Genomic DNA, 26689 nt, shown 5'->3' with positions numbered 1-26689 from the left:
AGTCTTTAACGATTCCTTTCACCTCCAACCGAAAAACCGTCATCCCGGCGCAGGCCGGGATCCAAGTTTACGCAGGTCAGTGCCAGCCTCATCAGTATAGACAAGCGTTGCAACATGGCACTATGGCAAGCCGCCAGACCTGTCAAACCAACATCCCCCGCCTACGCCTTATCATTTTCGGGTAAAATTGCCGATTCGGCGCTCGCACCGTGCGCCAGCACGCCCGTGCCCTTTGTACCGCTCTTGTCAACAACCCGTTAGCTCCGCCCATGCCGAACTGGCTTCTGCCTGAAAATATCGCCGATGTCTTGCCGTCCGAAGCGCGCAAGATCGAGGATCTGCGCCGCAAGATGCTCGATACCTTCCGCCTGTACGGCTACGAACTGGTGATGCCGCCGCTGCTCGAGTACGTCGAGTCGCTGCTGGCCGGAGCAGGGCAGGACACCGAACTGCGCACCTTCAAGGTGGTCGACCAGCTGTCCGGCCGCCTGCTCGGCCTGCGCGCCGACATGACCACGCAGGTGGCGCGCATCGACGCGCACCTGTTGAATCGGGAAACCGTCACCCGCCTGTGCTACGCCGGCAGCGTGCTGCATACCCGTCCGTCGGGCCTGCACGCCACCCGCGAGCCGATCCAGATCGGCGCCGAGATCTACGGCCACGCCGGCCTGGAAGCCGACGCCGAGATCCAGGAACTGGCGCTCGGTGCGCTGGCGCTGGCCGGCTTCGACAGCGTTCGCCTCGACCTGTGCCACGTCGGCATCCTGCGCGCCCTGCTGGCCGACGACCCGGCCGCGCGCCGCGACGAAGCCCAGCTCATCGCCATGCTGCGCGCCAAGGATGCGCCTGGACTGGACGGGCTCACCCAAGATTATCTGCCCGCCACCCGCAAGGCCCTGCTGGCGCTGCCACACCTGTACGGCGACGTCGAGGTGCTGGCGCGCGCCAGGGAAGAATTGCCGGCCCTGCCGGGCATCACCCGCGCGCTGGCCGAGCTGGCCGCGCTCGCGGCAAGCGCCATCGGCCGTGCCGAAGTAGCGATCGACCTGGCCGACCTGCGCGGCTACCAGTACGAAAGCGGCGCCATGTTCGCCCTCTACGTGCCGGGCCTGCCGAACGCGGTGGCGCGCGGCGGCCGCTACGACCATGTGGGCGAGGCCTTCGGACGTGCGCGTCCGGCGACCGGCTTCTCGCTCGACCTGCGCGAACTGGCGCGGCTGCTGCCGACCGCCGAGCGCAAGCATTCGATCCGCGCGCCGTGGGGCAATGCGCCGGAACTGAAGGAAAAAATCGCTGACCTGCGCAAGGCAGGCGAAGTCGTGATCCAGTCCATGCCGGGTCACGACAATGTTCAGGACGAGTTCGAGTGCGACCGCGTGCTCGTCCTCGAAAACGGAAATTGGATTCTCAAAAACTTAGGTTAAGTGATGTCAAATACTAACGTGGCAAAGAACGTCGTCGTCATCGGCACCCAGTGGGGCGATGAAGGTAAAGGCAAGATCGTCGACTGGCTGACCGACCATGCGGCCGGCGTCGTCCGTTTCCAGGGTGGCCATAACGCGGGTCACACCCTCGTGATCAAGGGCCAGAAGACCGCGCTGCAGCTGATCCCGTCGGGCATCATGCGCGAAGGCGTGGCCTGCTACATCGGCAACGGCGTCGTCGTCTCGGTCCCGGACGTGATGCGCGAAATCGACAAGCTGCAGGCCGCCGGCATCGAAGTGGTGTCGCGCCTGAAGATCTCGGAAGCCTGCCCGGTCATCCTGCCTTACCACGTCGCCATCGACAAGGCACGTGAAGCCAAGCGCGGCGAGAACAAGATCGGCACCACCGGCAAGGGCATCGGCCCGGCCTACGAAGACAAGGTGGCCCGCCGTGCGATCCGCATCGCCGATCTGCTCAACGAAGAGCGCTTCGCCGAGAAGCTCAAGGAAAACCTCGAGTACCACAACCACGTGCTGGTCAACTACCTGGGCGCCGATCCGATCGACTTCCAGACGACCTACGACGACGCCATGGCACTCGTGCCGCGCCTGCGCCCGATGGTGGGCGACGTCTCGTCGCAGCTGTACGCCGCCCACAAGGCCGGCGGCAGCCTGCTGTTCGAAGGCGCGCAGGGCTCGCTGCTCGACGTCGACCACGGCACCTACCCGTTCGTGACCTCGTCGAACTGCGTGGCGGGCAATGCCGCCGCCGGCGCCGGCGTCGGTCCGGGCATGCTGCACTACATCCTCGGCATCACCAAGGCCTACACGACCCGCGTGGGTTCGGGCCCGTTCCCGGCCGAACTGCCGACCGACGCCGGCGTGGGCGAGCACCTGTCGCGCATCGGCCACGAGTTCGGCACCGTGACCGGCCGTGCCCGCCGCTGCGGCTGGTTCGACGCCGCGCTGCTGCGCCGCTCGGTGCAAATCAACGGCGTGTCGGGCATGTGCCTGACCAAGCTGGACGTGCTGGACGGCATCGAGTCGCTGAAACTCTGCACCGGCTACAAGATCGACGGTCGCGAGGTCGACATCTTCCCGGTCGGCGCCGAAGAAGCCGCGCTGTGCGAGCCGGTCTACGAAGAGATGCCGGGCTGGACCGAATCGACCGTCGGCGCCAAGTCGATGGAAGACCTGCCGGCCAATGCCCGCGCCTACATCAAGCGCATCGAAGAACTGGTTGGCGTGCCGATCGACATGGTGTCGACCGGCCCGGACCGCGAAGAAACCATCGTGCTGCGCCACCCGTTCGCAGTTTAATAACAACAGGGACCTCGAAAAACCGTAGCGAGCGGCGGCAGTGTTGGCCGAGAAGCGCAGCTGTACGGACGTACAGCGAGCATCACAGGCCGACAATGCAACGCGCAGTAGGTTTGTCGAGGTTCCCAAAATAGGAATGACCTGAAATGAACACCCCTGCATCGACCGACAAGGACCTCTGGGTTTCGTGGGACGAGTACAACCGCCTGGTCGAGCGCCTCGCGCTGCAAGTCTACGAGTCGAACTGGAAGTTCGACATGGTGCTGTGCCTGGCGCGCGGCGGCGTGCGTCCCGGCGACGTGATCTCGCGCATCTTCGACGTGCCGCTGGCGATCCTGTCGACCAGCTCCTACCGCGAAGAAGCCGGCACCAAGCAGGGCAACCTGGACATCGCCAAGTACATGACGATGACCAAGGGCCCGCTGGCCGGCCGCATCCTGCTGGTCGATGACCTGGCAGATTCGGGCGTGACCCTGCAGAAGGTGCGCGAGCACTTGCAGACCAACTACCCGGACGTCTCGGAAGTGCGTTCGGCCGTCATCTGGGTGAAAGGCACCTCGGCCTTCAAGCCGGATTACCACCTGGAAGACCTGCCGCACAACCCGTGGATCCACCAGCCGTTCGAAGACTACGACGGCCTGCGTCCGCACCAGCTGGCGGCGTGGATGAAGAAGTTCGAGAAGTAATCGACCGGGCCTGCAAGGGCAAGGCGAACGGGCAGGGAAGGCGCAAGCCTTTCCTGCCCGTTTCATTTGCTAAGCCGCTCTCTTGAAGCGGCGCCCGCGGCGCGCGATGCAGCTCCGTTCGTGGCGGAGGTTCAGGACGGCGCGGAATGTCTCGATGAAGTACCCCTCCATCGTAGTGGCAGGGGGCAAAAAGGTGCTTTCATTGTTTCCCTCTTTTAAGGGGAATATGGGAGAATCTCCTATGTAAATGTAAAACATTAGGAGTTTCTTCTCATGGAAGCCGACAGCAAGCCAAAAAAGGACGTCCTCGACGAGATCGACCGGAAGATCCTGCGCATCCTGCGCGTCGATGGCCGCATCACCAACCAGAAGCTGGCCGAGAGCGTCTACCTGTCTCCCACTCCCTGCTGGAACCGGGTCCGGGCGCTGGAAGAGCAGGGTTATATCGAAGGCTATGCCGCCATCCTGTCCCAGCGTGTGCTGGGCCTGCCGGACACCGTCATCATCGAGGTCACGCTGGAACGCCATGACGACGACATGCTGATCCGCTTCGGTGAAGAACTGGCGAAACTGCCCGAGGTAATGGAGGCGAGTTTGCTGACCGGCGACTACGACTACCTGATCAAGGTGGCGGTGGCCGGCACCGAGGGCTATGAGCGCTTCCTGCGCCAGCGCCTGTACAAGATTCCGGGTATTCGCCACAGCCGCTCGACCTTCGTGCTGCGCACCCTCAAGCGCACCCATTCGGTCGAGCCTTGAACGTAATACTCTGCTAAGATGCGTCGCGGCCATCCGCACATATTTAACAATAAAAACCTAAAAATCGATGACCCAAAGTTTTTTCCAGACCTTCATCCTGCTGATCCTCGTCACTGATCCTTTCGGCAACGTTCCCCTGTTCGCCGCCGCCCTCAAGGAAGTCCCGGTCCAGCGCCGCCCCCGCATCGTGGTGCGCGAATGCGCCATCGCCTTCCTGCTCCTGCTGGTGTTCATGTTCTTCGGCCAGCACTTCCTGGAAGCGCTGCACCTGTCGCCGGTGGCCCTGCGTATCGGTGGCGCGGTTATCCTGCTCATCATCGCCATTCGCATGATCTTCCCGCATCCGGACGGCGTGCTCGGCCGCAGTGAGGGAGGCGAGCCCTTCATCGTGCCGCTGGCCATTCCCGCACTGGCTGGGCCGTCGGCATTGGCCACCGTGCTGCTGTTCAGCTCCGGAAGCATCAACGAGACCATGGTCCACGTGGCGGCGCTGGCCGCCGTCGGCGTGGTCTGGCTGGCGGTGTTCCTGAGCGCGGAAAAGCTGCAGCAGCGCCTGGGTCCGCAGGTCATGACCGCTTTCGAGCGCCTGATGGGCCTGATCCTGACGGCCATGTCGGTCGAAATGCTGCTGGGCGGCATCCGCGAATTCGTCCAGACACTATGAGAGCAGCGGTGCGGGGCCAAACCTCAGCTTTCTGGCACACTTTTGGCATGCGCACTGCTGCGACCACATCCGTATTGACCCAGGCATGAAACCCGAACACGAGACTCCTTCCGAATGGCTGCCCTTCCTGAGCGGGGGCGGCCACATGGGGGCCATGATGCGGGCGCACGACTGGTCGCATTCCCCGCTCGGCCATCCGCGCACCTGGCCGCAGGCCCTGCGCACCACGGTCGGCCTGATGCTCAACTCGAAATTCCCGATGTTCGTGGCCTGGGGGGCGGAGCTCGGCTTCCTGTACAACGATTCCTACGCGATCATCCTCGGCGAGAAGCATCCCACGGCGCTGGGTGACCGCTTCCACGACATCTGGCGCGAGATCTGGGACGACATCCATCCGCTGATCGTGCGCGCGCTCAAGGGCGAATCCACCTACATGGACCGGCTGCCGCTGCGCATGAACCGCCACGGCTACGACGAGGACACCTGGTTCCGCTTCTCGTATTCGCCGGTGCGCGACGAGGACGGCACCGTGGCCGGCATGTACTGCGCCTGCGTCGAGATGACCGGCGAGGTGCTGGCGGAACGCTATCGCGAACAGGAAAACCAGCGCCTGATGGGGCTGTTCGAGCAGGCGCCCGGCATCTTCGCCGTGCTGCGCGGTCCGGACCACGTGTTCGAGATCGCCAACGAGTCCTACCTGCAGCTGATCGGCCGGCGCAAGCTGATCGGCATGCCGGCGCGCGAGGCCCTGCCCGAGGTCGCCGACCAGGGCTTCTTCGAGCTGCTCGACCAGGTCTACCAGTCGGGCCAGCCGTTCGTGGGCCACGCGGTGCCGGTGCGTGTCCAGCGCGAAGCCAGCGCACCGCTGGAAGAGCGCTACGTCGACTTCGTGTACCAGCCCATCCGTGGTCCGAAGGGCGACGTCGAGGGCATCTTCGTGGAAGGCAGCGACGTCACCATGCGCAAGCGCGTGGAAGACGAGCTGCGCGCCGCCAACCGCCAGAAGGACCAGTTCCTGGCGATGCTGGCGCACGAGCTGCGCAACCCGCTGGCGCCGATCACGACCGCCGCCCAGCTCTTGCAACGCGGCTCGCTCGACCCGCAGCGCGCGCGCCACGCCAGCGACATCATCGTGCGCCAGGCCGAGCACATGACCAACCTGGTGAACGACCTGCTGGACGTCTCGCGCGTCACGCGCGGCCTGGCCGAGATCGAGAAGGAAGATCTCGACGTTGCCGCGGTCGTGGGCGGCGCCGTCGAACAGGTGCGCCCGCTGCTGGACATGAAGCGCCACGAGCTGCGGGTCGAGCAGTGGCAGCAGCCGCTGTCCGTGTCGGGCGACCGCACGCGCCTGGTGCAGGTCGTCTCCAACATCCTGAATAACGCCGCCAAGTACACGCCTTCGGGCGGCCGGATCGCCCTGCGCGTGAGCAACGAAGGCGGCGAAGCCGTGATCGCGGTGAGCGACAACGGGCAGGGCATCGAGCCGCAGGTGCTGCCCTACATCTTCGACCTGTTCACGCAGGCCGAGCGCACGCCGGACCGCTCGCAGGGCGGCCTGGGCATCGGCCTGGCGCTGGTCAAGAGCCTGGTGGCGCTGCATGGCGGGCGGGTGGCGGCCTTCAGCGAGGGCCCGAACAAGGGCAGCGAATTCGTGATCCGCCTGCCGCTGCTCTCCGGCGCCGAGGCGCAGGAGCCGCAGCAGCCGCTTGACCAGGCCAATGACGGTGCGGTGCGGGTGCTGGTGGTGGATGACAATGCCGACGCCGCGCAGATGCTCGCCACGCTGCTCGAGGCGCACGGCCACGTGGTGAGCGTCGAGTACGACGGCACCGGCGGCCTGGCGCGCGCCCTGCGCGAACGGCCCGAAGTCATGCTGCTCGATATCGGCCTGCCCGACATGGACGGCCACGAGCTCGCGCGCCGCCTGCGCTCCTCGCCGGATACCGCCAACGCCATGCTGATCGCGCTCACCGGCTACGGCCAGAGCGAAGACCGCGAACGCGCGCGCCAGGCCGGCTTCGACCGGCACCTGGTCAAGCCGGCCGACTTGTCGGAACTGCTGCGCATCCTGGCCGAGCTGCGCGAGCGGGTCGACTAAGAGACCATCCCATCCGTGCGCGGTCCGCGCCCCAGGCCGGTGTATGCTGGTTCCGGGACAATGCGGGGACAAGCTCGCATGCGAACCTGGAGAATCGCGGAAGAAGACGTGGCGCTAGACCGCAGCTGCGAAGGCGCGCGCAAGAGCGGCGGACACTGGCACGAAGAAGGCTGCGCCGCGCTGTACACCGCCATGACGGCGGAGATGGCGGTGCTGGAAAAATTCGTCCACCTTGATGGCAACGAACCCGGCCTGGTGCTGGTGACGGTGGACTTGCCGGACGATCCCGAGCTGGGCATCGACGTGTCGCGCGAGGAGCTGCCGGAAGGCTGGGACGACCTCGACGACGGCGGCAGCGCAACGCAATTCGGCACCGCCTTCCTGCAGAAATGCCTCCACCTCTACATGCGGGTGCCGTCGGTAATCGTGGGGGAGGGCGTCAACCTGGTCATCAACCCGGAGCATCCGGCCTACGCGGACGTGAAGCTGTCGATCGCCAGGTCATTCAGCTTCGACCCCAGGATGTTCAATCGGCCGGACTAATCCACCCCGATGGTAATGACTGTCTTGTCGCTGTTGACGAATGCCGGCTTCCACGGCGGATTGACGACCCGGATGTCGCGCACGCCGAGCTTGGCGAAGTCCGCGATCGAATAAGTCCACCCGACCGATTGTTCGGTCTCGGCCTGCGCATGCGCAGGCGACTGGCCCAGCGTCGTGATGCGTTGCTCTACCCCGATGAGGGCAAAATAACGGGCTTCTTCCGCGGCTTGCGGTGCGGCCGCCTCCCGCACGGCCTGTTCCAGCTTGGCGCGCAGCGCCTCGCGCTGCCCGGCGGGCAGTGTCTTCAGCATGGCTTCCTGTTCGCCATCGAGCTGGAACGACATGCTACTGAGGCCGCCGTGGTAGCCGACGACGGCAAAGTTGCTCACGATCTTGCGCGGCGCCGCCGGGAAGACGTAGTTCGCACACGAGGAAAAGCAATATTCCATCACCTTGACCGTCAGGCCCTGGGCATGCACCCAGCGGCCCAGTTCGATGCCGGCGCCGGTAACCCCGCCCTTGCTGCGGATCGACAGGATCGCCGGCCTGGGCTGCGCCTTGCTGAATAACGCGAAGGCGCGCTGGTTGGCCTCGGCCGTGAGGCTGCCCACGTAGTTCAATTCGCCGTTGTCGATGAAGACCTGGGTGGACGAGGCGGCGGCCGTTGCAGGCAGGGCCAGCGCAGCCAGGCATGCCGCCGCCAATGCATATTGCGGTTTCAGTTTCATGTCAGAAGCTGCCCACAACGATCGGGATGAAGACGACGATGAAGACGAGGATGCGGATCGCAAATGTCCCGCCGACCTGCACCGAGGGATGGCGCTTTTCCACGCGCAGGGACCAGACAAAGCCGGCCATGCCGACAACGAGCGCGAAGGCGACCAGGCCTCCCAGGTTCAGCAATCCTTCTCCCAGCGAGCTCATGCGATAAGGAGCGGGAGACACCATGGCGAGGAAGCGGTAAAAGCTGATCGGGACCAGCACGGCTCCCAGCAGCATGAGAGCGTTGGCGACTTTGAGTTTGGTATGAGGCGTCATGGACAGCAGTCTACACAGCCGGCCTTGATGAAAATGCACGAAATTCCACCGCAACAGAAAAAACCTGAGGCGAAAAAAAACCGTTCCCGAGGTAAGCCGGGAACGGTCTTGGGTATGGTGCAGGCTTACTTGCCCAGCATCGACACGACGTTGTCCGCCCCCGGCGCCCCGAAGGCCTGCTGCTTGAGCACATGCAGCTGGTCGCGCACCTGCGCCGCTTTTTCGAACTCAAGGTTCTTGGCGTGGTCCACCATGAGCTTCTCGAGACGCTTGATCTCCTTGCTGATCTGCTTCTCGCTCATGGCCTCGACCTTGGCCGTCGCCTCTTCGTCGACCATGCCTTCGCCCATGGCCTTCTGCGCCGCGTTGCTGTAGACGCCGTCGATCATGTCCTTGATCTTCTTGTTCACGCCCTTCGGCACGATGCCGTGCGCCTCGTTGAAGGCGATCTGCTTGGCGCGGCGGCGCTCGGTCTCGTCGATGGCCTTCTTCATCGAATCGGTCATCTGATCCGCATAGAGAATCGCCACGCCGTTCAGGTTACGCGCCGCGCGGCCGATGGTCTGGATCAAGCTGCGTTCGGAACGCAGGAAGCCTTCCTTGTCCGCGTCCAGCACCGCCACCAGCGACACTTCCGGCAAGTCCAGGCCCTCGCGCAGCAGGTTGATGCCGACCACCACATCGAAAGTGCCCAGGCGCAGGTCGCGCAGGATCTCCACGCGCTCCACCGTCTCGATGTCGCTGTGCAGGTAGCGCACCTTGATGCCGTGGTCGCTCAGGTATTCGGTGAGCTGCTCGGCCATGCGCTTGGTCAGCGTGGTCACCAGCACGCGCTCGTCCTTGGCGATGCGGTCGGTGATTTCGCTCATCAGGTCTTCGACCTGCGAGCGCGCTGGCTTGACAATGACCTTCGGGTCGACCAGGCCGGTCGGGCGCACCACCTGCTCGACCACGTTGTCGGCCTTGCCCTTTTCGTACTCGGCCGGCGTGGCCGAGACGAAGATGGTCTGGCGCATCTTGTTCTCGAACTCCTGGAACTTCAGCGGCCGGTTGTCCAGCGCCGAAGGCAGGCGGAAGCCGTAGTCGACCAGGTTCACTTTACGCGAACGGTCGCCGTTGTACATCGCGTTGAGCTGGCCAACCATCACGTGCGACTCGTCCATGAACATCAGCGCGTCCTTGGGCAGGTAGTCGATCAGGGTCGGCGGCGGTTCGCCCGGCATCGAGCCGGACAGGTGGCGCGAGTAGTTCTCGATGCCTTTCGTAAAACCGATCTCGGCCAGCATCTCGAGGTCGAAACGGGTGCGCTGCTCGAGGCGTTGTTCCTCGATCAGCTTGTTCTCGTTGCGGAAGTATTCCAGACGGTCGCGCAGCTCGGCCTTGATCGATTCCACCGCGCGCAGCACGGTCGAACGCGGCGTGACGTAGTGCGAGCCCGGGTACACGGTAAAGCGCGGGATCTTCTGGCGCACGCGTCCCGTGAGCGGGTCGAACAGCTGCAGCGATTCGATCTCGTCGTCGAACATCTCGACGCGGATCGCCAGCTCGGCGTGTTCCGCCGGGAAGATGTCGATGGTGTCGCCGCGCACGCGGAAGGAGCCGCGCGAGAAGTCCATCTCGTTGCGGGTGTACTGCATCTGGATCAGGCGCGCGATGATGTCGCGCTGCGCCACCTTGTCCTTGTGGCGCAGCGTGAGGATCATCTTGTGGTATTCGTTCGGGTTACCGATACCGTAGATGGCCGACACGGTGGCCACGATGACGACGTCGCGCCGCTCCATCAGCGACTTGGTGCACGACAGGCGCATCTGCTCGATGTGCTCGTTGATCGACGAGTCCTTTTCGATGAACAGGTCGCGTTGCGGCACATAGGCTTCCGGCTGGTAGTAGTCGTAGTAGGACACGAAATACTCGACCGCGTTCTGCGGGAAGAATTCGCGGAACTCCGCATACAGCTGGGCCGCCAGCGTCTTGTTGGGCGCGAAGACGATGGCCGGACGCCCCGCCTGCGCGATCACGTTCGCCATCGTGTAGGTTTTGCCGGAACCGGTCACCCCGAGCAGGGTCTGGTACATCAGGCCGTCATTGATGCCTTCGATCAGTCCGGCAATCGCGGTCGGCTGGTCGCCGGCCGGCGGGAAGGGCTGGTGCAGTTTGAAGGGCGATCCGGGGTAGGTGATGACGGTCGGTTCCGGGGCATTTGCGATGGATAAATCTGCCATACTTTCAGACCTTTGCTAGAATGGGAGTCCACATGACGCAGTGCAGCACTGACGTCTATGTCTATACAACCGCTGCGAACCCACCGACAACTCAGTTTATCACGATGACTTCCACAGCCTCCGCCAGCCTCTTCGGCGCCATCGAAATGGCGCCACGCGACCCGATCCTGGGCATCACCGAAGCATTCAACGCCGACACCAACCCGGCCAAGATCAACCTGGGGGTGGGCGTCTACTACGACGACAACGGCAAGGTTCCTTTGCTGCAGTGCGTGCAAAAGGCGGAAGCGAAGCTGATGGAACAGCCGGCGCCGCGTACCTACCTGCCGATCGAAGGGCTGGCAAGTTACGACAAGGCCGTGCAAGAGCTGGTATTTGGGGCCGACAGCGCCGTAATTCAAGAGAAGCGTGCGATCACCGTGCAGGCCCTGGGCGGCACCGGCGCACTCAAGCTGGGCGCCGACTTCCTCAAGCGCTTTGCCCCTGAATCGGACGTCTACATCAGCGACCCGAGCTGGGAAAACCACCGCGCGCTGTTCGAGAGCGCCGGCTTCGCCGTCAACAACTACACCTATTACGACCCGGCCACCCACGGCGTGAATTTCGAGGGCATGCTGGCCTCCCTGAAGGCGATGCCGCGCGGCTCGATCGTGGTGCTGCACGCCTGCTGCCACAACCCGACCGGCGCCGACCTGAGCCAGGATCAGTGGAGCCAGGTGATCGCGGCCGTGGTCGATAACGGCCTGGTGCCTTTCCTCGACATGGCTTACCAGGGCTTCGGCGCCGGCATCGCCGAAGACGGCGCCGTGGTGCGCCGCTTCGCCGAGACCGGCATCCCGCTGCTGGTGTCGAACTCGTTCTCGAAATCCTTCTCGCTGTACGGCGAGCGCGCCGGCGCGCTGTCGATCGTGGCCACCAGTGCGGAAGAGTCGGCGCGCGTGCTGTCGCAACTGAAGCGCGTGATCCGCACCAACTACTCGAACCCGCCGACGCATACCGCCAAGGTGGTCGCGATGGTGCTGTCGACCCCGGAACTGCGCCAGCTGTGGGAAGAGGAGCTGGCCGGCATGCGCGTGCGCATCCGCGAGATGCGCAACCTCATGGTTGAGAAGCTCAAGGAAAAAGCCCCGGGCCACGACTTCGAATTCGTGCGCGAGCAGGTCGGCATGTTCTCGTACTCGGGCCTGACGAAAGAACAGGTCGGCAAGCTGCGCGAAGGGTCGATCTACGCGGTCGACACCGGCCGTATCTGCGTCGCCGCCCTGAACTCGACCAACCTCGACCGCGTCGTTGACGCCGTGGCCAAAGTTCTTTAAAATCGCGGCTCTTCGGAACTGACGAGAGTTGATTCCGAAGAGCAGCAAAAGTGGCTGCGCGACACGCGTCGAATTTGACACGCTGTCACCGCAAACATATAATGCTGTCATCAATTCCCTGATAGCTCAGTCGGTAGAGCGACGGACTGTTAATCCGCAGGTCCCTGGTTCGAGTCCAGGTCGGGGAGCCAGAATTTCCAGAAAAGCCACATCGCACGATGTGGCTTTTTTGTTTTTACGTGTGAATGCGTTTTGGTAGTTGCGTATTTACATGTGGAATGGGTAAGCTGGCAACGTCAACTCATCAGGATCAAGCAAGTGAAGCATCTACCATCGAACAAACGGATCGCGGTCGCGGGACAGGTGCTGCGTTTTTCGCAATCGGGGCAGGGCAGCCCGACCATCGTCATGCTCGGCGGCGCCGGCAGCGCGCTCGAAACCTGGTTCAAGCTGTTTCCCGAGATCGAACAACTGGGCACGGTCATCACCTACGACCGCCCCGGCGTCGGCGGCAGCGCGCGCCCGCGCGAGGCGCAAATGGGCACCACGGTCATCCTGCAGCTGCGCGCGCTCTTGCGCGAGATCGAGGCCAGGCCGCCGTTCCTGCTGGTGGCGCATTCCTTCGGCGGCCTGCACGCGAACCTGTTTGCGCGCGTCTATCCCGAAGAAACCTGCGGCGTGCTGTTCCTTGAGGCGACCGCGCCCGACGACGTCCTCAACATGAAGCGCTACCGGTCGGCGCTGCAGCGTGCGGTCACGGGGCTGCTGGACCGTTTTTCGCCGCAGGATCCGAATGACGAGGTGAGCAACGAAGCCGAGACGGTGGCCGAGATTGCGGAGGCGCCGGAGTTTCCGCCGATTCCCATCACCGTGCTGTCGGGCGGCAAGCGGCTGCCGCGCCTGATGGTGTCCGGCGCGGCGCAACGCGAGCGCGAGCGCAACCAGGAAGCGCTGGTGCGCCTGTCGCCGTTGGGCGAGCGCGTGATCGCGAAGGGCAGTGCGCATTTCCCGCAGATGTCGGAGCCGCAGCTGGTGCTGGAGGCCTTGTCGAAGCTGATCCGCCGGACGCAGTGCTAGGAAATATTGCCTTTCGATAGCGCGACACTTCGCGAAATCGAAAAGCGCTGCTATAATACGGCCTCTAATCCCTGATAGCTCAGTCGGTAGAGCGACGGACTGTTAATCCGCAGGTCCCTGGTTCGAGTCCAGGTCGGGGAGCCAGAATACGAAGGGCTGCACGCAAGTGCAGCCCTTTTTGTTGTGCGCTCAGCATGAGCGCACTCTTGTGGGTGAAAGTCCCGCCGTGAGCTGACCACAGTGAGCGAAGTGAAGCACAACTGCGTGAGGGTGACCGAGCGTGGGGAGGAAGTGTGGATCGAAACTGCGAGCCGATGGACAAGAACCGGATAGAAGGCGGTGCCGAGCAGGGCGAGCGGGCAACATTCCGCGAAGCTCTTGTGGTCAAAGCGAGGTGGCGTAAATCCGGCGGTTGTGCAGGGAAGGAGTGCGTTCTTACCTGAGGAGATCTCGCCTTGTGCCTGAAAGGGGTGACGGTTGCCAATGGCAACCGGAACGCGCAAGCCGGAGCGAGAAGTCAGCAGAGGTCGTAGTAGGTGCTGGTATGGCCGGCGAGGCTAAAGACTGGTGCTGAAGGACCGAAGGAATGGGAGCTGGAATCTGCTCGACCATTCGATTGGGAATGCTTCAGATGCCCGGTAACGGGGCTCGTTAACTGGAGGCCAAGGTGAAGCCGACGCTTCCTCCGACAGCGAAGAACCCGATTGACCGGGTTGAACAAAGATGAGAGCAAGCATTGTGCGCCGGGTATGGCACCATGACCTCAACCGTTCCAACCGCCCGGTGCGGACCCGCATGCCGGGTGGTGTGGGAGGGGCCGGCCATGTTGGCCGCCCCTCTCCCGATTTTTGCGCTAGAGAGCGGCAACGGGATGATTTGTAGTTCACTAACGGATTGTTGCCGTCCTGGCAAGTAGTGTTCTGGCAGCAATAAGCGGATGTGCTAGATGTACGCGAAGCAATTTGCGCGAAGAATGTTAGTGGCGTTGTTCGCACTAACGCCAACTGGGATGAGTGTTCGAGGGCGCGATGACATAAACCGCGAATGCTTCGCTATCGCCGCAGGGGTTGCTTTAAGCGATGCCAGCTTCTACTCCAACGTCCTTTGTCCGCGTCTACCGCGATATCAGCCTATTTTATAGTGACACGACGCTAATTATATTGAGAGCCTAAGCAGCGTTGGCGAACCGAAGTGCAGGCCGCACTTCGGTCGTTGAGCCCAGCTGATGCCTATTTGACGCCTGCACACGTTTAATTTATGCGCAACTCCGAGTGGCGGGCGCTCATCCACGATGAGACTTTAGGCCATTAAAGAAAGCACTTCGAACTGCCCAGCGGACCGCGTCATCTGTTCTAACGCTCTTCCAATGATCGGGATAGCGCATCACGTCACGAACTTCGTAACGACCATTTTCAGGATAGCGTACCTCTAGAAAACCAATTCGGTAAAGGAATCGCGCAAGGGCGATATGCGGCTCCCCATGTGAAACTCGATCTTGAAGCCTCACTTGACCGTTCCCAATAAGTCCCCTGAGATGTTTATACAAATCTGAGGCTAGCCATTCGAGAGGCTTTCCAGTGAACGACTGTAAGCAGATGTCTAGTCCATTGCAAAGTGATCCGAACTCTGTTTTCAAAAACTCAAGTTGGCCGGTTGAGTAACTCCACTCCGAATCTTGGATCGATAAATCTGAGACTGGAAGACGGTCTGCGGCATCTAGCGCGCTTTTAATCATAGCGCGAAGACTACGTGGCGTATACATTGACCGACGAACGAAATAACTAAAAGAATCGCTCGTTGATCTGTCTTTCAGAGTCACCTCTGGCGAAAAAAATACATGCCACATGTCATCAAACGGTACTCGGATTTTCTCAGGAGAAATTCCTAGTGCAAGCCCGATAGCACGCCGAAGTCGGTGACTCGTCCATTTTCTCAAATCGCCTACGTCCCAATTTAGCGGGACGATACCGCTAACTTTGTCAGAATAATGCCATCCGGGATTGATCATTAGCCACAAATCTTGCCGCATAAATAGGTGAACTTCAGCATTTTTGTTTTGGTGAGTAATTCTGTCAGCGGCTTCAATGGCATCGCGGATTAATCGAATGCTAGTGGCGCCCCCTTCCTCTTGTAGGTTGTCAAAGTCGTCAACATATAGCGCGAATTTTGTAGCGTTTGCTATTCTAGCTATCCTTTCTTCACTACCTTTTTCTTGGTCAGCATTTTCGGCGGTTACGCTCTTTGCCCAAGGGACGAGTGTTTTTAATACGTCTACAATGCGCTCGCCAAAGTCTCGCTCTGTAATTCCTTTCGTTTTCGCCCATGCGCGAATTGCAATCTCATCATCGTTTGTAATCAGTTGCCCGCTCATTTCTTGGGCAAGTCTGCGGCATATCATATCTGCATAAATCTGCATCCAATCTGAAACTGCTCCGTAACCCCGCTGAGTTGCTTTTGAAAGGCGCTCTGCATGCAGTGACGCAAGTTCATCTGCAGAGGCCTCAACAATAAGAGTATCCGCACTCCGCTTACGTAATTCCATACTCGTCAGCCTCGCAGCTGATTTGCCGGCACCTTTGCGCGCGACAACGACAGTTACATCGTTGGATGTTGCGTTGGAGAACCAGACTGGTTGGACAAGTAAATTGTCAAACCATCTCTCCTGAGCCGTGTCACGTTCCGCGTCAGGAAATCCTACCCATGCACTATCGTTCGACCAACGATTACGAATTTTCTGTATTTGCTCGGGCGTCAGGGAACTAAGAATGTTGTTATTCATGGTTTCTTATGCAACATGTGTTGCCTCATCGGTGTCAATGTATTTTGTATTAGCGCATATGTAGATGGCAACTCATTACGCATATTGCGACACGAAAATTACGCCGAATTGTCGAGGCTGCCTTCGACCACCTAGTCGTTGAAATACTGCGATTGGCACTTGATTGGCGACAAGCCCTTACGCAGGTTTGCTGGCACCTCAGGAGTGTAGAGCCACCTGATGAAGTCGAAGGCGTGCTCTCTTGCTCCTTCCAAGTAGTGTAAACCGACACCGACTGTACTTCTGTTTCACCAGCTGGAAAAGTTTCCTGCAGTAGCGTTGCCGCTGCATTTTTCGTGCTGGCTCATGTACTGTAAGAGATCATATGGCCGCGCCAGTTGTGAATGCTGAGCTGGTTGCCCTTATCCGAGCGAGCAACGACGGTTAGCTTTAGTTCACGACGGCAAACAGCCATCAGGGCACTTTTAGAATCGACTAAATTTAGTCAGTTAGACTTAGCGAAGCACCGGCTTCACCCGCGCCGCGGCCTCCAGCGCCCGCTGGCGCGCGGTCTCGACATTATCCGCCGTCGCCAGCGCGACGCCCATGCGGCGCCGTTCGAACGACTCCGGCTTGCCGAACAGGCGCAGGTCCACGCCCGGCACGCGCAGGGCATCGGCCACGCCTTCGAAGGCAATCCCCGCCGCCTCATGCTGGCCGTAGATCACGGCGGAGGCCCCCGGCGCGCGCAGCGACGCATCGGTCGGCAGGCCCAGCACCGCCTTGGCGTGCAATTCGAACTCGCTCTGCACCTGGCTGGCCATGGTCACCATGCCGGTGTCGTGCGGGCGCGGGCTCACTTCCGAGAACCACACCATGTCGCCCTTGACGAACAGCTCGACGCCGAACACGCCGCAGCCGCCCAGGTCGGCCGTCACCTTGGCCGCGATGTCGCGCGCGCGTTCGAGTGCGGCAGGGTTCATCGGCTGCGGCTGCCAGGATTCGACATAGTCGCCCTGCACCTGCTTGTGGCCGATCGGCTCGCAGAAGCTGGTCTCGACCTGCCCGTCGCTGCCGATCGAGCGCACGGTGAGCAGGGTGATCTCGTAGTCGAAGTCGATGAAGCCTTCCGCGATCACGCGGCCGGCATCGACGCGCCCGCCGCTGGCGGCGACTTCCCAGGCTTTTACGACGTCCGCAGCGCTGTCGAGCTTCGACTGGCCCTTGCCGGACGAGGACATCACCGGCTTGACCACGCAGGGGAAGCCGACCGCGGCGCAGGCCTGTTCCAGTTCTTCCAGGCTGCTGGCGAAGCGGTAGGGCGAGGTCGGCAGGCCGAGTTCCTCGGCGGCCAGGCGACGGATGCCTTCGCGGTTCATGGTCAGCATCGCGGCGCGTGCGGTCGGGATGCAGGTGATCTTGCCGGCTTCTTCGAGGGCCAGCAAGGTCTCGGTGGCGATGGCTTCGATCTCCGGCACCACCAGGTCGGGCTTTTCCAGCGCGATCAGGGCGGACAGGGCGGCGCCGTCCGTCATGTCGATCACGTGGGCGCGGTGGGCGACCTGGTGGCCCGGGGCGTTCGGGTAGCGGTCGACGGCGATGGTCTCCACGCCCAGGCGCTGCAGGGCGATGATGGTTTCCTTGCCGAGTTCACCGGAGCCGAGCAGCATGACCTTGGTGGCGGAAGGGGAGAGCGGAGTACCGAAGAGGCGTGGGGAAGTCATTGGAAATCGCGGTTGTGAAAAGTGCGACGACTATAACAAAGCGGCCCCGCGGCTGCTGGCGGCCAAACTGTTTATGCGCAGCACTAGGCAAACCGGAAACGGACCGCTATAATGCGGCCTCCTTTCCCTGATAGCTCAGTCGGTAGAGCGACGGACTGTTAATCCGCAGGTCCCTGGTTCGAGTCCAGGTCGGGGAGCCAGAATACGAAGGGCTGCACGCAAGTGCAGCCCTTTTTGTTTTTGGCAGTTCGAATGCGGTGCTATCCGATGAGTCGTCGCGTTATTTGCTCGTCGTACGCGCCACTGGCGCCTACGACTTCCGGCTCAGGCCGAAATCCAAGTTCTTTCGCATGTCGCTCCGCATCCGCGAAGCGATCTCGGTAGGCAACGGAATTGGGTCCCGGCCTTCGCCGGGACGACGTTGATGAAGCTTGTGGATGAATCAGGGAACTGTAACTTTGGTGGCGCCGCGTGCCTTCGTTTCGTTCCGCGTCATCGCCGGCAACCGATCGAACCACGGCTGCGCCCCCTCCAGCTGATGCGCCAGCTGCAGCAGCACGTCCTCCCTCCCGAACGGCGCCACGAATTGCACCCCCAGCGGCAAGCCATCGCCCGTCCAATGCAAGGGCACCGACATCGACGGCGTCCCCGTGAGGTTCGACAGCTGGGTGAAGGGCACGTAGCGCAGGTTGTCGCGCGCGATCTGTTCGACGGTGCTGTCCAGCAGCCCAAGCCGCGCCAGCAGGCCGAGCATGCCGGTGCGCTGCAGGAAGCCCAGCAGCGCCTGCCGCGCCGCAGGCAAGTCGCCGGTGCCGTGCTTGACGGGCGGATGCGCCAGCGTCGGCGTGAGCAGCAGGTCGTAGCGCTGGTGGAAGCGTCCCAATGCCCGCGCAAAGGTGTTCCACTGTGCCAGCTGCGTCGCCAGCGCCGGCGCCTTGAGCGCGCCGCCGAGCGTCACCAGGAGGCGCGTCATCAGCTCCGGCTCGCCGCCGCTTGCGCCGAGCGAGCGCATGCGCGCCACCAAGGAAGGCACCTGCCCGAAATAGATGTGCAGGTAACTGGTCGCCAGGGCCGCGCCGTCGATCTCCGGCGCCGCCTCCTCCACGTCGTGCCCCAGGCCGCGCAGCAGCGTGGCCGCATGGTTCACCGCCGCCACCGCTTCGGGATGCACCTCGGTGCCGATCGGCGAGGCGCTGGTGAAGCCGATGCGCAGCCGGCCCGGGTCACGCCGCATCAGTTCCGCGTAGGGCGCGGACGGAGGCGCGACGATGAACGGGTCGCCCGGCTCGGCGCCCTGCAGCACGTCGAGCGCCAGCGCGGAATCGCGCACGCTGCGCGAGAGCACGCCTTCGCTCGATGCGCCGAACCAGACTTCGCCCACGCCGGGGCCGGCGGAGACGCGCCCGCGCGAAGGCCGCAGCCCGAACAGGCCGCAGCAGGCGGCCGGGATGCGAATCGAGCCGCCGCCGTCGTTCCCGGCCGCCATCGGCACGATGCCGCTGGCCACGGCCGCCGCCGTGCCGCCGCTCGAGCCGCCCGGCGTGTGCGCCAGGTTCCACGGGTTGCTGGTCCGGCCGAACAGTTCCGGATCGGTCACGCCCTTCAGGGCGAACTCGGGCAGATTGGTCTTGCCGAAGACGACCAGGCCGGCGTCAAGATAGCGCCGCACCACGGCGGCGTGCTCCCCGGGCACATACGCACGTGTCGTGCGGCTGGCGTTGGTGGTGGGCAGGCCGGCATAGTCCTGCAGCGTATCCTTGAGCAGGAAGGGCACGCCGGCGAAGGGGCCGCGCAGCGGACCTTGCAGCTGGCGGCGTGCTTCGTTCTCCATCAGCCGCACCACCGCGTTGACGCGGCCATGGACCTGGTTGTGGCGCGCCAGCGCCAGCTCGAGCAGCTGGTGCGGCGTCACCTCGCCTCCCGCGACGAGGGCGGCGAGGGAGGTGGCGTCATGGCGGGAATAGTCGTCGAAATCCATGGGCAAGCCGGTTGTTGGACTTGCATCGCATCAAATCCGCTGTGCCCGCGTTTGTCAAGCGAAAGTGCGCTTGCGTCGCATCGGATTCAACGAAATTTCTTCTTGTTCGAGGTATAGGTGCGTGTGTAGAAATCCGGCGGCTTCTTTGCCACCCAGTCGACGAAGGCGCGGATGTCTTCGTGTCCGCGCAGCGCTTCCCAGGTGTGATAGGTCTGCAGCAGTTCGCGTTCCGTGAAGGCCGAATGGATCTTGCGGTGGCAGATTTTATGGATGGGGAACTGATCCTTGCCCTTGAAGGTCTTGGGGATCAGGTGATGGCGGTCGATGTTCACCGTACCGAGCACGCGGCCGCACAGGGGGCAGTGCGCATCGGCGACTGGAGCTGCTTCGATCGGTTCTGGCCGGCGTTTAGGCATGCCGCATAGATGGCGGCGCTAGCGCCCACTTGCAAGATGCCACTCAAATCCGTCAATCGTGCGCCGTATTTGTAAAATATAGTAGAATCAATGCTTACCTTTTTGCAAGATCGTGTCGTATTAACGAGCCCGCCGCAATGATTGACGATCGTCCCGAATGCTCCGTTCTCCTCATCGATGATGAGCCTTTTGCGCAAGACATCATTGCGCATGGACTGCAGGGATGTATCAGCCACACCTTGTGCTACGAGTCGAGTCCGGCGCGGGCGGTCGAGGTGGCGCGCGAGGTGCGTGCCACGGTCGTGCTGGTCGACTTGCGCATGCCGGACCTGGACGGCTTCGACGTCACCGCCAGCCTGCGCGCCCATCCCGATACCGAAGACCTTCCCGTCATCGTCCTGTCTTCCGAAGACGACCCGGAGATCAAGGCGCGCGCCTTCGCCGTGGGCGCCAACGACTACATGGTCAAGTGGCCCGACCCGCGCGAGCTGGTGGCGCGCGTGCGCTACCACAGCGGCGCCTGCATCGCGCGGCGCCAGCGCGATGCCGCCTTTGCCTCGCTGCGCGTGAGCCAGGAACAGCTGGCCGCCAGCCAGTCGGCGCTGCACCAGGCCCAGAAGATGGAAGCCATCGGCCAGCTCACCGGCGGCGTGGCCCACGATTTCAACAACGTCCTGCAGATCATCGGCGGCAACCTGCAGCTGCTCAAGCTGGTGGGCAACCTGAACGACAACGCGAGAAGCCGCGTCGACATGGCCCTGGGCGGAGTCGAGCGCGGCGCCAAGCTGGCCGCGCACCTGCTGGCCTTCGCGCGGCGCCAGCTGCTGCAATCGGTGGTGGTCGATCCCGGCCACCTGCTGCGCGAAATGGACGACATGATGCGCCGCGTGCTGGGGCCGAGCGCGCGCGTCGTCACCGACATCGAGCCGGGCCTGGGCAGCACCATGGTCGACCCGAACCAGCTCAACAACGTGCTGCTGAACCTGGCCATCAATGCGCGCGACGCCATGGCCGGCAGCGGCACCCTGACCATCCGCGCCTGCAACGTCGCTCCCGACGACGAGCGTCCCCCCGAGGTCCCGCAGGGCAGTTTCATGATGATCGAGGTGGCCGACACCGGCAAGGGCATGCCGCGGGAGATCCTGCTGCGCGCCTTCGAGCCCTTCTTCACCACCAAGCCGACCGGGCAGGGCACCGGCCTGGGCCTGTCGATGGCCTATGGCTTCGTGAAGCAGTCGGGCGGCGAACTGGTGATGCGCAGCGAAGTGGGGCGGGGCACCAGTGTGCGCATCTACCTGCCGCGCAGCGACGCCGCGCCCGCGGTCATCGAGCCCGTGCACAGCGCGCCGCTGGCGGGCGGGCTGGAGACGATCCTGGTGGTCGAGGACGAGCTTGACGTACGCAGCTCGACCTGCGGCATCCTGTCGGCGCTGGGCTACGAGGTGCTGGAAGCGGAAGACGCGCAAAGCGCGCTCGAGATCATCGACAGCGGCCGCCACATCGACCTGGTGTTCACCGACGTGATCATGCCGGGACCGGTCAGCAGCCTGCAGCTGGGCGAGATCGTGCGCCGCCGCCTGCCGCACGCGCAGGTGCTGTACACCTCGGGCTATGCGGAAGGCGTGCTCGCGCACGAGGGCAAGCTGGACGCGTCGGTGCACCTGTTGCAGAAGCCCTACCATCCGGACGCGCTGAGCGCGCGCATCCGCCACCTGCTGCGCCGCGCGAAGCGCGACCAGAAGGCCGGCGTGTCACCCCCGCAGCCGGCGGCGCAGAATCACTTGGGCTTGACGTAGCGGCGCGAGCCCGGCGGCGGTTCGTTCAGGACCGCCCAGAAGATGCCCAGGTCGGCGATGGCGCGCACGAACTCGGTAAAGTCCACCGGCTTGACCACGTAGGCGTTCACGCCCAGCTCGTAACTGCGCACCACGTCCTGTTCTTCCTTCGACGAGGTCAGCATGCAGACCGGGATGCTCTTGAGCGTTTCGGTTTCGCGGATTTCCTTCAGCACTTCCAGGCCATCCACCTTGGGCAGCTTCAGGTCGAGCAGGATCACGGCCGGGTTGCCGATGGCACGCTCCTTGAACTCGCCGCGGCGGTTGAGGTAGTCGAGCGCTTCCGCGCCGTCGCGCACAATCACGACCTCGTTGGCCAGTTGGCTCTTCGACAGCGCGATCAGCGTCAGTTCCAGGTCGTGCGGATTATCTTCGACGAGAAGTATGGGCTTGAGCATTGTCTGCCTCGGTAGGATTGTGTTTCGGAATACTGAAGGAGAAGGTTGCGCCTTGTCCCTGTACGGAGTTGGCCCAGACGCGGCCGTTGTGGCGCTCGACGATGCGGCGCACGTTGGCCAGGCCGATGCCGGTGCCCTGGAAGTCTTCCATGCGGTGCAGGCGCTGGAACACGCCGAACAGCTTGTGCACGTATTCCATGTTGAAGCCGGCGCCGTTGTCGGCCACGTGGAACACGGTGAAGTCGGCGTCTTCCTCGGAGCTGATGGTGATGACCGCCGGGTCGCGCTGGCTGGTGAACTTCACCGCGTTCGACAGCAGGTTGGTCACCGCCAGGTGCAGGAAGGTCGGGTCGGCCCAGATCTTCGGCAGCGGCTCGATGTGCCAGTCGACGTTGCGGCCCTGCATTTCCATGCCGAGCTTGTCGATGCAGGCCGACACCAGGTCGTTCATGTCCACCGTGGTCGGGCGCAGGGCGGCGCGGCCCATCTGCGAGAACGACAGCAGGTCGTCCACCAGCTTGCCGGCCAGGCGGGCCGACTCCTTGATGTTCTTCAGGAAGCGCTGGCGCCGTTCCGGGTCTTCGGCGCCGGCCGATTCGATCAGGAGGTCGGAGAATCCGACGATGTGGCGCAGCGGCGCGCGCAGATCGTGCGAGACCGAATACGAGAAGGCTTCCAGTTCCTTGTTGGCGCGCCCGAGTTCCTCGGCCAGTTCGGCCATCTGCTCGGCGCGCTCGAGCGCGATGCCCAGCAGGGCGCTGCGGAATTCGACCGTCAGCTCGATCTCGGCGCCATGCCAGGGCAGGCTGCGGCCGTGGATGGTCTCGCGCCAGGCGTCGAAGCTCAGGCGCGGCGTCAGCTGGGTGGGGTCGTCGGGCGCGGCCTGCTTGCCGCGCGGGTTGCCGGCCCACTCGATGGTCTGCACCACCTCCGGGCGGAACCACAGCAGGTAATGCTGGTGGATGCGCGAGATCGGCAGGGCCAGCAGGCCGCTGGCATTGCGCACCATGTCTTCACCCGGAGGATAGACCTCTTTCAGGTGATCGGTGTGGAACACCTCGGTGTGCCCGTGCAGGGACAGCCAGTCGGCCAGCGCGCGGATCTGCGGCTCGCTTGGGGTGTCGCCATAGGTCAGCACGCGGTCGTCCACCACGATGGCGACCCCGCCGGCGCGCCCGAAGCGCAGCAGTTCGGGGAACACGCCGCTCATGTTTTCCAGGAAGTCGGCGCCCTTGGTCAGGTGGCCCAGCATCTCGACCATGATGCGGCGCACGTCGAGGCGGAACTGCAGTTCGGCCGCGTCCTCGCGCGACTCGATGACCAGCGCCAGGATCTGGCCCAGCTGCTCGCAGGCGGTGCGCTTCTCGACCGAGACCGGACGGGGCTCGGCGTTGTGGCAGGAAATCAGGCCCCACAGCTTGCCCTTGACGATGAGCGACACCGACATCGAGGCCAGCGTGCCCATGTTGCGCATGTACTGCAGGTGCACCGGCGAGACGCTGCGCAGCGAGGCGAAGGACAGGTCGTTGCGCGCCCCGGTCGCCGGATTCAGGCCGGGCACCAGCGGCGCCGGCACGTAGTTGGCGTCCTGGATCACGCGGATCGGCGACAGCGTGTACAGGGCGCGCGCCTGGGCCGGCACGTCGCTGGCCGGGAAATGCTGCCCCAGGTAGGAGTCGTAGCCGTCTTCCTTCGATTCGGCCAGCACCTGGCCGTGGCCGTCGGTGTCGAACTGGTACACCATGACCCGGCCGTAGCCGGTCACTTCGCGCACCCGGCGCGCCGCCAGTTCGGACATCTCGGGAATCGAGGCCGGCTGGTTGATCTTGACGAGGAAGTCGCCAATCAGGGGGTACAGGTGGCGGAAGTCGGCGGCGCGGCGGCGCTCGACCCCTTCGAATTCGAGGATCAGCAGGCTGTCCCAGGCATGGACGAGGACGTCGAAATGGGCGCCGTTGCCGGCCGTGATCGTGCCGATATAGGCTGGTCGCGACACCGCCGCGTTGGATTCGATCTCGGCGCCGATGCGCGCCGCGGCCGTCTCGCCCACGACCTCGGCGAGCGGCCGGCCGATGGCTTCCTGGGCCGGGGTGCCGATCCAGCTTTCGAGGTTGGCACTGGCTTGCTGCACCACGAGCGCTGCCGGCGACAGCGTCAGCATGAAGCCGTGCGGCTGGATGCTGCCGGGCGTGCGGATCGGTTCGTCCGCACAGCGGCTGAGGTCGAGGGTGTCGGTAGGTGCCTGGGTCATTGTCAAACGGAAGGCCTGCTGAGGATACAACTCGGTATTGTAACGTCAAATCCGGCAGATCACGCGGAGGGTGGCGCAATTTCCAATATTGATCTTGCGTATACAAGGCGAATGCGGGTCAATTGCGTGGCATCCTATTGCTGAGTATCGGTATGATAGGATATTTGCCGCTCCAGACATAGCAAGGTCCCGGTCATGAACACGCACCACCCGTCCAAGCCGCCGCTGACCGAGGAACAACGGTTCCAGTACCTCATCGCCGGCATCAGCGACTACGCCATCTACATGCTGGATCCCTCCGGCCACATCGCCAGCTGGAACGCCGGGGCGCAGCGTTTCAAGGGCTACCAGCCGCACGAGATCCTGCGCGAGCACTTCTCGCGCTTCTACACGCCGGAAGACCGCGAGGACGGCCTGCCGGCGCGCGCGCTGGCGCAGGCCCTGGAGCACGGTAAATACGAGGCCGAAGGCTGGCGCGTGCGCAAGGACGGCACCCGTTTCTGGGCCCACGTCGTCATCGACCCGATCTACGACGAAGAGCGCAACCTGCTGGGCTATGCCAAGATCACCCGCGACGTCACCCAGCGCAAGCTGGCCGAGGACGCGCTGCGCGAGAGCGAGCAGCGCTTCCGCCTGCTGGTGCAGGGCGTCACCGACTATGCGATCTACATGCTCTCGCCCGAAGGCCTGGTGACCAACTGGAACGTCGGTGCCGAACGCATCAAGGGCTATAGCCTGGAGGAGATCCTCGGCAGTCATTTCTCGCGCTTCTACACCGATGAAGACCGCGCGGGCGGCATGCCGCAGCGCGCGCTCGGCACCGCCGCGCGCGAGGGCCGCTACGAGGCCGAAGGCTGGCGCCAGCGCAAGGACGGCACCCGTTTCTGGGCCCACGTCATCATCGACGCCATTCGCGACGACGACGGCAAGATCCTGGGCTTCGCCAAGATCACGCGCGACCTCACCGAGAAGAAGCGCACCGAGGAAGCGCTGGAGCAGGCCCAGCTCGCCCTGTTCCAGTCGCAGAAGATGGAATCGATCGGCCAGCTCACCGGCGGCGTGGCGCACGACTTCAACAACCTGCTGTCGGTGCTGGCCAGCGGCCTCGAGGTGCTGAGCATGAACCGCCAGGGCGGCGGCGACGCCAAGACCCTGGACAGCATGCGCCGCGCGATCGACCGCGGCGCCACGCTCACCCAGCAGCTGCTCGCCTTTGCGCGCCAGCAGCCGCTGCAGCCGGAAACGCGCAGCATCAACCGCCTGATCTCCGGCTTCGAGTCGGTGCTGCGCCGCGCCGGGCATTCCGGCATCGAGTTCGAATTCAACCTCGACCCCCAGGCCGGCAGCGCGGTGGTGGACGCGGCCCGGTTCGAATCGGCCCTGCTCAACCTGGTCGTGAATGCGCGCGACGCCATGCCCGACGGCGGCCGGCTGACGCTCGACACCGCCCAGCTGACGCTGCAGGAAGGCGAGGTCCCGGGGCTGGCGCCGGGACCCTACGTGTGCACCTCGGTGACCGACACCGGCACCGGCATGGCGCCCGAGACGGTGCAACGCGCCTTCGAACCCTTCTACACCACCAAGGAGACCGGCAAGGGCACGGGCCTGGGCCTGTCGCAGGTGTACGGCTTCATCAAGCAGTCGGGCGGCGAGGTGGTCATCCAGAGCACGCTGGGCGAGGGCACCACGATCGCGATCTACCTGCCGGCCGTGACTTCGCAGGACGGCGAGCTCTCGCGCGCCGACTCGGAAACGGTCTTGATCGTCGAGGACGAGCCGGACCTGCTGGACGTGGCCTCGGCGCTGTTCATGAGCATGGGCTACGAGGTCACCACCGCGGCCAGCGGCCAGGAAGCCATGAACGTGCTGGCCACCCGCGACGTGGACATCCTGTTCACCGACATCGTCATGCCGAACGGCGTCAACGGCATCGAGCTGGCCGAGTACACGCGCGAGAACTACCCGAGCATCAAGGTGATGCTGGCTTCGGGCTATCCGCAGCCGGCGCTCAAGCTGGACCAGTACCGGCTGGGAGACTTCACCTTCGTGAGCAAGCCCTACCGGCTGTCGGATCTGGCGCGGGGGCTGCGCAGCGTGCACTGAATACCCGCTGCTCTGCTCAGAAGCGTCGGCGCTTGTCTATCCGATGACGCTGGTGACTATGGTCTCCAGCGTCATC

General features: G+C 63.5%; 20 protein-coding genes and 3 tRNA genes. 14 read left to right on the top strand and 9 right to left on the bottom strand.

Annotation, left to right across the window (positions count from 1 at the left end; all coding sequences use genetic code 11):
* Positions 1 to 269 precede the first annotated feature (269 nt).
* The 7 genes from B2R83_RS00160 to B2R83_RS00130 all read left to right on the top strand — a co-directional run bounded on the left by B2R83_RS00160 (position 270) and on the right by B2R83_RS00130 (position 7497).
* The gene (locus B2R83_RS00160; RefSeq protein WP_292037618.1) at positions 270 to 1424 is read left to right on the top strand and encodes an ATP phosphoribosyltransferase regulatory subunit; all 1155 of its coding nucleotides are present in this window, start codon (positions 270 to 272) and stop codon (positions 1422 to 1424) included.
* A gap of 3 nt (positions 1425 to 1427) precedes the next feature.
* Positions 1428 to 2744 (top strand): adenylosuccinate synthase, encoded by a 1317-nt coding sequence (locus B2R83_RS00155; RefSeq protein WP_292037617.1) that lies wholly within the window; start codon positions 1428 to 1430, stop codon positions 2742 to 2744.
* A gap of 146 nt (positions 2745 to 2890) precedes the next feature.
* Entirely contained in the window at positions 2891 to 3430 is a 540-nt protein-coding gene (locus B2R83_RS00150) for a phosphoribosyltransferase (protein WP_036212409.1), read from the top strand.
* A 273-nt stretch (positions 3431 to 3703) separates the two neighbouring features.
* Entirely contained in the window at positions 3704 to 4189 is a 486-nt protein-coding gene (locus tag B2R83_RS00145) for an Lrp/AsnC family transcriptional regulator (RefSeq protein WP_292037614.1), read from the top strand.
* A 67-nt stretch (positions 4190 to 4256) separates the two neighbouring features.
* A complete protein-coding gene (locus B2R83_RS00140) occupies positions 4257 to 4853 on the top strand; it encodes a MarC family protein (protein WP_036212406.1) in 597 nt (198 codons plus the stop codon).
* A gap of 85 nt (positions 4854 to 4938) precedes the next feature.
* A complete protein-coding gene (locus B2R83_RS00135; protein WP_292037611.1) occupies positions 4939 to 6954 on the top strand; it encodes a hybrid sensor histidine kinase/response regulator in 2016 nt (671 codons plus the stop codon).
* A 78-nt stretch (positions 6955 to 7032) separates the two neighbouring features.
* Positions 7033 to 7497 carry an RES family NAD+ phosphorylase gene (locus tag B2R83_RS00130; protein ID WP_292037610.1) on the top strand — a complete coding sequence of 155 codons (465 nt, stop codon included), beginning with the start codon at positions 7033 to 7035 and terminating at the stop codon, positions 7495 to 7497.
* On the opposite strand, the gene B2R83_RS00125 is transcribed toward B2R83_RS00130, so the two are convergent.
* The 3 genes from B2R83_RS00125 to uvrB form a co-directional block, all read right to left on the bottom strand.
* On the bottom strand, positions 7494 to 8225 hold the full coding sequence (locus tag B2R83_RS00125) for a hypothetical protein (RefSeq protein ID WP_292037609.1): 732 nt from the start codon (positions 8223 to 8225) through the stop codon (positions 7494 to 7496). The genes B2R83_RS00130 and B2R83_RS00125 overlap by 4 nt on opposite strands.
* Position 8226: 1 nt before the next feature.
* Complete coding sequence (locus tag B2R83_RS00120) at positions 8227 to 8535, bottom strand: hypothetical protein (protein ID WP_292037608.1); 309 nt, start codon at positions 8533 to 8535, stop codon at positions 8227 to 8229.
* Positions 8536 to 8660: 125 nt separating this feature from the next.
* Positions 8661 to 10757, bottom strand: coding sequence for an excinuclease ABC subunit UvrB (gene uvrB, locus B2R83_RS00115; RefSeq protein WP_036212401.1), 2097 nt, complete (start codon positions 10755 to 10757; stop codon positions 8661 to 8663).
* Between the two features lie 104 nt (positions 10758 to 10861).
* Here uvrB and B2R83_RS00110 point away from each other — a divergent pair, with 104 nt between their 5' ends.
* From B2R83_RS00110 to B2R83_RS00095, 4 genes are all read left to right on the top strand, one after another.
* Positions 10862 to 12073, top strand: coding sequence for an aromatic amino acid transaminase (locus B2R83_RS00110; protein ID WP_292037605.1), 1212 nt, complete (start codon positions 10862 to 10864; stop codon positions 12071 to 12073).
* A gap of 115 nt (positions 12074 to 12188) precedes the next feature.
* A tRNA-Asn gene (locus B2R83_RS00105) sits at positions 12189 to 12264 on the top strand.
* Positions 12265 to 12391: 127 nt separating this feature from the next.
* Positions 12392 to 13150, top strand: coding sequence for an alpha/beta fold hydrolase (locus B2R83_RS00100; RefSeq protein ID WP_027867124.1), 759 nt, complete (start codon positions 12392 to 12394; stop codon positions 13148 to 13150).
* Positions 13151 to 13218: 68 nt separating this feature from the next.
* A tRNA-Asn gene (locus B2R83_RS00095) sits at positions 13219 to 13294 on the top strand.
* Positions 13295 to 14432: 1138 nt separating this feature from the next.
* Here B2R83_RS00095 and B2R83_RS00090 read toward each other — a convergent pair.
* Both B2R83_RS00090 and purT read right to left on the bottom strand, forming a co-directional pair.
* Positions 14433 to 15929 carry a P-loop ATPase, Sll1717 family gene (locus B2R83_RS00090; RefSeq protein WP_292037603.1) on the bottom strand — a complete coding sequence of 499 codons (1497 nt, stop codon included), beginning with the start codon at positions 15927 to 15929 and terminating at the stop codon, positions 14433 to 14435.
* 494 nt (positions 15930 to 16423) lie between these two features.
* Positions 16424 to 17632, bottom strand: a complete 1209-nt coding sequence (gene purT / locus B2R83_RS00085) for a formate-dependent phosphoribosylglycinamide formyltransferase (RefSeq protein ID WP_292037602.1) — start codon at positions 17630 to 17632, stop codon at positions 16424 to 16426.
* Positions 17633 to 17756: 124 nt separating this feature from the next.
* Between purT and B2R83_RS00080 the strand changes: the two genes are divergently transcribed.
* Positions 17757 to 17832, top strand: a tRNA-Asn gene (locus B2R83_RS00080).
* Between the two features lie 242 nt (positions 17833 to 18074).
* Here B2R83_RS00080 and B2R83_RS00075 read toward each other — a convergent pair.
* Positions 18075 to 19610 (bottom strand): amidase, encoded by a 1536-nt coding sequence (locus tag B2R83_RS00075; RefSeq protein ID WP_292037601.1) that lies wholly within the window; start codon positions 19608 to 19610, stop codon positions 18075 to 18077.
* An 86-nt stretch (positions 19611 to 19696) separates the two neighbouring features.
* Entirely contained in the window at positions 19697 to 20026 is a 330-nt protein-coding gene (locus tag B2R83_RS00070; protein WP_292037600.1) for an HNH endonuclease signature motif containing protein, read from the bottom strand.
* Between the two features lie 137 nt (positions 20027 to 20163).
* Between B2R83_RS00070 and B2R83_RS00065 the strand changes: the two genes are divergently transcribed.
* Positions 20164 to 21822 (top strand): response regulator, encoded by a 1659-nt coding sequence (locus B2R83_RS00065; protein ID WP_292037599.1) that lies wholly within the window; start codon positions 20164 to 20166, stop codon positions 21820 to 21822.
* On the opposite strand, the gene B2R83_RS00060 is transcribed toward B2R83_RS00065, so the two are convergent.
* Complete coding sequence (locus B2R83_RS00060) at positions 21804 to 22259, bottom strand: response regulator (protein WP_036212382.1); 456 nt, start codon at positions 22257 to 22259, stop codon at positions 21804 to 21806. The genes B2R83_RS00065 and B2R83_RS00060 overlap by 19 nt on opposite strands.
* Complete coding sequence (locus tag B2R83_RS00055) at positions 22228 to 24510, bottom strand: ATP-binding protein (RefSeq protein WP_292037598.1); 2283 nt, start codon at positions 24508 to 24510, stop codon at positions 22228 to 22230. Before B2R83_RS00055 ends, B2R83_RS00060 begins: the two co-directional genes overlap by 32 nt.
* A gap of 195 nt (positions 24511 to 24705) precedes the next feature.
* Between B2R83_RS00055 and B2R83_RS00050 the strand changes: the two genes are divergently transcribed.
* Entirely contained in the window at positions 24706 to 26613 is a 1908-nt protein-coding gene (locus B2R83_RS00050; RefSeq protein WP_292037597.1) for a hybrid sensor histidine kinase/response regulator, read from the top strand.
* Positions 26614 to 26689: the final 76 nt, after the last annotated feature.

This window comes from Massilia sp. UBA6681 (assembly GCF_002454935.1).
GTDB classification, from domain to species: domain Bacteria; phylum Pseudomonadota; class Gammaproteobacteria; order Burkholderiales; family Burkholderiaceae_D; genus Telluria; species Telluria varians.
This window is presented reverse-complemented; position numbering and strand designations above follow the sequence as displayed.